Annotated in this window: 4 protein-coding genes; 2 read left to right on the top strand and 2 right to left on the bottom strand. The window is 41.5% G+C overall.

The genetic code is table 11. The features are described from left to right. The first annotated feature begins 159 nt into the window (after positions 1-159). Positions 160-753, top strand: a complete 594-nt coding sequence (locus Q0314_RS07115) for a LysE family transporter (protein WP_298057818.1) — start codon at positions 160-162, stop codon at positions 751-753. Between the two features lie 68 nt (positions 754-821). Next, a complete protein-coding gene (locus Q0314_RS07110; protein ID WP_298057816.1) occupies positions 822-2,747 on the top strand; it encodes a bifunctional diguanylate cyclase/phosphodiesterase in 1,926 nt (641 codons plus the stop codon). Positions 2,748-3,373: 626 nt separating this feature from the next. Here Q0314_RS07110 and hisG read toward each other — a convergent pair. Together hisG and Q0314_RS07100 are read right to left on the bottom strand one after the other, a co-directional pair. Further along, the gene (hisG, locus tag Q0314_RS07105) at positions 3,374-3,982 is read right to left on the bottom strand and encodes an ATP phosphoribosyltransferase (protein WP_298057815.1); all 609 of its coding nucleotides are present in this window, start codon (positions 3,980-3,982) and stop codon (positions 3,374-3,376) included. After that, a partial coding sequence (locus Q0314_RS07100; RefSeq protein WP_298057813.1) for a type III pantothenate kinase occupies positions 3,976-4,533 on the bottom strand: 558 nt, incomplete at its 5' end. The genes Q0314_RS07100 and hisG, both read right to left, overlap by 7 nt.

The raw sequence follows: 4,533 nt of genomic DNA, 5'->3' as shown, positions 1-4,533 counted from the left end.
CCTTAAAGGCGCGGGTCTCGGCGAGTAAAATTCTAAATTCCCAAATCAAATTTGCGTGTTCCGTTAAAATTTAAATCCGCCTTTCTCGTCAAATTTAACGACCTAAAAATCTCTCAAATTTAGGTAAAATCCAAAATACAAAAATAAAAAAGGATGAAGATGAACGCGTTTTTGCAAGGCTTGCTACTGGGTTTTAGCGCGGCGGTGCCGCTGGGGCCCGTAAACGTGATGATAATGAGTGCTGCGGTAAGGTCGTTTTGGGCAGCGTTTGCTATCGGGCTTGGCGCTATGAGCGCGGATGTGGCGTATCTGCTGCTTTTAGCGTTTGGCGTGCTTGAGTATTTGCAGGGCGAAACGGTAGAAAAAGTCATCGGGATTTTTGGATTTTGTTATCTAGTCTACATCTCCTACGTCATATTTAAAAACGCAGATAAGCCTATAACGGCGGACGCGCTGGACGCCGAGGTCAAATTTAGCAAAAACTACGCAAAAGGCCTTTTCGTCACGCTTGCAAATCCATATACCGTCGGATTTTGGCTCAGCGTCGCAGGCTTTGCCAAAAGCTTTGAAAACGCGGGCGCGGTCGTAGCGGGGCTAGTCGCGGCGATATTTATCTGGATCGTTTCGATGCCGTTTGCCGTGCATAAAAGCGCCAAATTTATCTCTCAAAACGTCGCTAAATGGCTAAACTACGTGTGCGCGGTCATTTTGCTGGGGTTTGCGTTCTTTTTACTTTATAAACTATTTTTATAAAATTTAGCTTTTATAATTAACTTAAGTAAATAATGATAAAATGAGAGTAATTTTTTTAAAGAAGTTTTATGCAAAATTTAGATTTTAAAAAGTCGATGACGCAGTTCATCGTCCTGCCGATCGCCGTACTCGTGATCTGCTCTTGTCTAGCTATGGGTTTTATATTTTATAAAAAGCTACAAGACTCCTCCAACTATATCTCAAACATCGATATACAGAGCAAGGTGGAGTCCTATATGAACATATTGCAAATGATTTATAAAGACGTCGCAAAGCGTGATATAGAGGAGTTTCAAAGACATAGCGAAGCGGCAAAGTCTATCCCTTCGTGGATCGTAAAGCAAACAGGCGAAAAAAACGAACTCATTATCCTAGCTAGCTCACAACAACCAAGCTTAATCGGGGAAAATTTACCCTATAAATTTTGCGGTATGGACGCCAATGCACACGCAGAGTTAGCTCGCAACGGAGCCTATAAAAGTATAAAACTAATCCCAGACAATAAAGCCGAGATCTGCTATTTTAAAAATATAGACGGCGCGATAATAGGTTACAATATGGTTCAAGGCGTTAAAATTTCCGGTTTTGACGATCCGCTTTTTGCGCAGTGGTTTATCGTGAATATGAAAAATACATTTATCGTAACGAGCGTAATGGTGCTTATTTGTATTTTTCAATATTTGCTTTTTTATAGAAGTATAAGAAATAATCAAGTCTCCCTAATGAAAACTAATGCCAAGCTCGTAGCCAATAATGCCGAGATGCAAAAGCGGCTTTATAGAGATTCTCTTACGGGTTTGCCTAATAAAACAGCTCTGGAGCGTGATCTGGAGGCGATGAAAAGCCCTAAAATCATCATTGTGGATATCGACGAATTTAGAAAAATGAATAACTACTTCGGCACTGCAGTTTGCGACAGAATTTTAGTACGAATGACGCAAATTTCGCAAAAATTCGCAGATGATAATAATATGGCGGTTTACCGAGTGGGGCCCGATCAGTTTGCGTTTATCGAGGATGCAGCGTTTTTTATCGATAGGTATGAGGATTTAGCTACCGAGCTTTTGGATAATATCAAAGGTCTAGTCGTCGATATCACCGCACTTGACGGCGAGCAAAGCGAGATAGAGATACACTGCACGGTGGGCTTTGCGCTAGATGAATTAGACACGCTTAAAAAGGCGATGACGGCGCTTGAGTTTGCTAAACAAAGCGGAAAGGACTATTTTTGCTACTTTAAAAACATCGACGATACGCCGCAATACGCCGAGCAAATCACTCGCTCAAATATGATACGAAACGCTATCATAAACGATAGGATCGTGCCGTTTTATCAACCGATATTTAATAAAGAAAAGCAAATCGTAAAGCACGAAACTCTAATCCGCATCCAAAACAGTAACGAAATCATCTCTCCAAGCGTCTTTTTGGAGGTTTCAAAGCGCATCAAACGCTATACCGATATCGAAAAAATGTTGATCGAAAAAAGCTTTAAACTAATCGCCGATAGGCCCGACGCCGTAATCTCTATAAATTTATCCGGGCGCGATATGACCGACGGCGACGTAAGCGTGTTTATCATCGAAAAATTAAATAAATACAAAGTTGCCGGACGCGTGATATTTGAAATACTAGAGGATGAAAACATTGAAAATATAGAGCGTATAGGAACATTTATCGAGCGCGTGCGCAGGATGGGCGTCAAGATCGCTATAGACGATTTTGGCTCTGGCTATAGTAACTTCTCTTACATCCTGAAACTAAAGCCCGACTACATAAAAATCGACGGCTCCATCATAAAAAATATCGACACGAGCGAGGACTCTCGCGCTATAGCAGGCGCGATCATCGCCTTTGCTAAAAAGCTTGATATCACGGTAATAGCCGAATTTGTCCGCTCAAAAGAGGTGTTTGATGCATGCGTAGAGCTTGGCGTGGACGAGTTTCAGGGTTTTTATCTGGGCGAGCCTAGAGATAGCCTTTACGAGGATTAAAATTTAACTGCGACGCTATTTTGCTGGAGGCTTTAATCTTTTGCCGTCTTGTAAATTAGCCTTGATTTTTTGATGAATTATCGCCGATTTTTATATCATTTTAACTTTTAATAAAAACAATAATGTCTCTTGCAGAAATTTTAAAGCGGACCGGTTTTTGTAAATAACTACCAATTAAAGCTTTATAAAATGAAATCTCGTTGAGATAATTGCCGAATTTATGCACTTGACACGCTTTGGGGTCTGCTTCATTAACTTTTGTAATTATTTATGGATCAATTGCCTTCTTGTGTTTGTACTAAGTTTGGTTTAAATTTTTGTTTTTGCGACAGCAGCGTCAAATTTGACTTTAATTTTTATTGGGTTTTGGCGCTTCCTGTTTGATTACGAAAAAGCATCATATCGCACAAGGATAAGATTTGTCCATGCGCCCCAAAAAGCTAAGTATATTTGGTTTTTGTAGTTTGGCTTGCGAGCTTTGTATGGTTTAAATTTTATCAAGATTGATCGCCGAGTATTGTGATTAAAAGCTATCAAATTTCAAGATATTTTTTACAGAAATAAAAAAGCTAAATTTAGCGATCTGCATCGTAAAGACGCAGGTTAATTCGACTTACAAATTTAGCTTAAATTTGCGCTTTGATTTTTTCGTAAAGCGATAAAATTTCGTCTTTTTTGATGATAAAGCTATTTTTATTTGCGATGAGGTGCGCGGAGCTGTTCATGATGGTCTCGGCGACTCTAAGTCCGTTTTGTTTCATTGTAGTGCCAGTTTCAACGACGTCCACGATTGCGTCGGCTAGTCCAACCAGCGGCGCTAGCTCGATCGAGCCGTAGAGCTTGATGATCTTTAGCGCGGTCGCCTTTGCGGCAAAATAGTTGCGGGAGATGTGCGGCATTTTAGTGGCGATCTTTAGCTCTGGAGCGTTTAAATTTAACTCCTCACCATCTTTGATACCCACACAGACGCGGCATTTACCGATCTTTAGATCAAGTAGGCGCACGACGTCTGGACGGTGCTCTTCAAGTACGTCAAGGCCCACCACGCCGATATCTGCAGCACCGTTTACGACGTAGGTCGGGATGTCTTGGTTGCGAACCATTAGAAATTTAAAATCGCCCTCGCTCATCAGTAGTTTTCTATCCTCAAACTCAAACGAGCTTTGAAAAATTTTCCTAAAAATCGCGAGCGTTTCGTCGGCGATGCGGCCTTTTGGCAAAGCAACCGTTAGCATAAGATGTCCTTTTTTTGTTCGATTAGTTTTTGCATCCCGCGAAATACGAGCATGCGGTCGTAGATACTCGTGGTAAAAAAGCGCGATAAAAACTCGCCGTCGCCGCCCGTGAAGTAGATTTTCGAGCCGTTTGCCATACTTTCGATGAGAAGCAGGAGTGGCTTTATGACGCCGTAGCTTACCGCGTCGGTCGTTTTTTGCGGGAGTGCGTCGAGGTCGATCTGCGAATTTAGCGAGATTTTTAGCCTAGGCGAAATTACTTCGCAAGCTTTTAGGATGTGCGAAATGCCGGGCACTATCGCGCCGCCAAGGTGCATAGAGTCCATCATAACGTCTATGGTTACGGCACTACCTGCATCGACAATAAGACCGTTTTTTACGGCATAACAGCTAGCCACGCGGTCGATACCAAGGCCTTTATAGATAGTATCTAGTTCAAAATAGGGCTCCAAATTTACGAATCTAGGCGAATTTTGCAACCTTTTGGTTACTTCGTCGTTTACGCTGATAAAATAAATCTTCTCATCGCTTCTAAAATATTTAAAATTTTC

Source organism: uncultured Campylobacter sp. (assembly GCF_938040115.1).
Lineage (GTDB): Bacteria > Campylobacterota > Campylobacteria > Campylobacterales > Campylobacteraceae > Campylobacter_A.
This window is presented reverse-complemented; position numbering and strand designations above follow the sequence as displayed.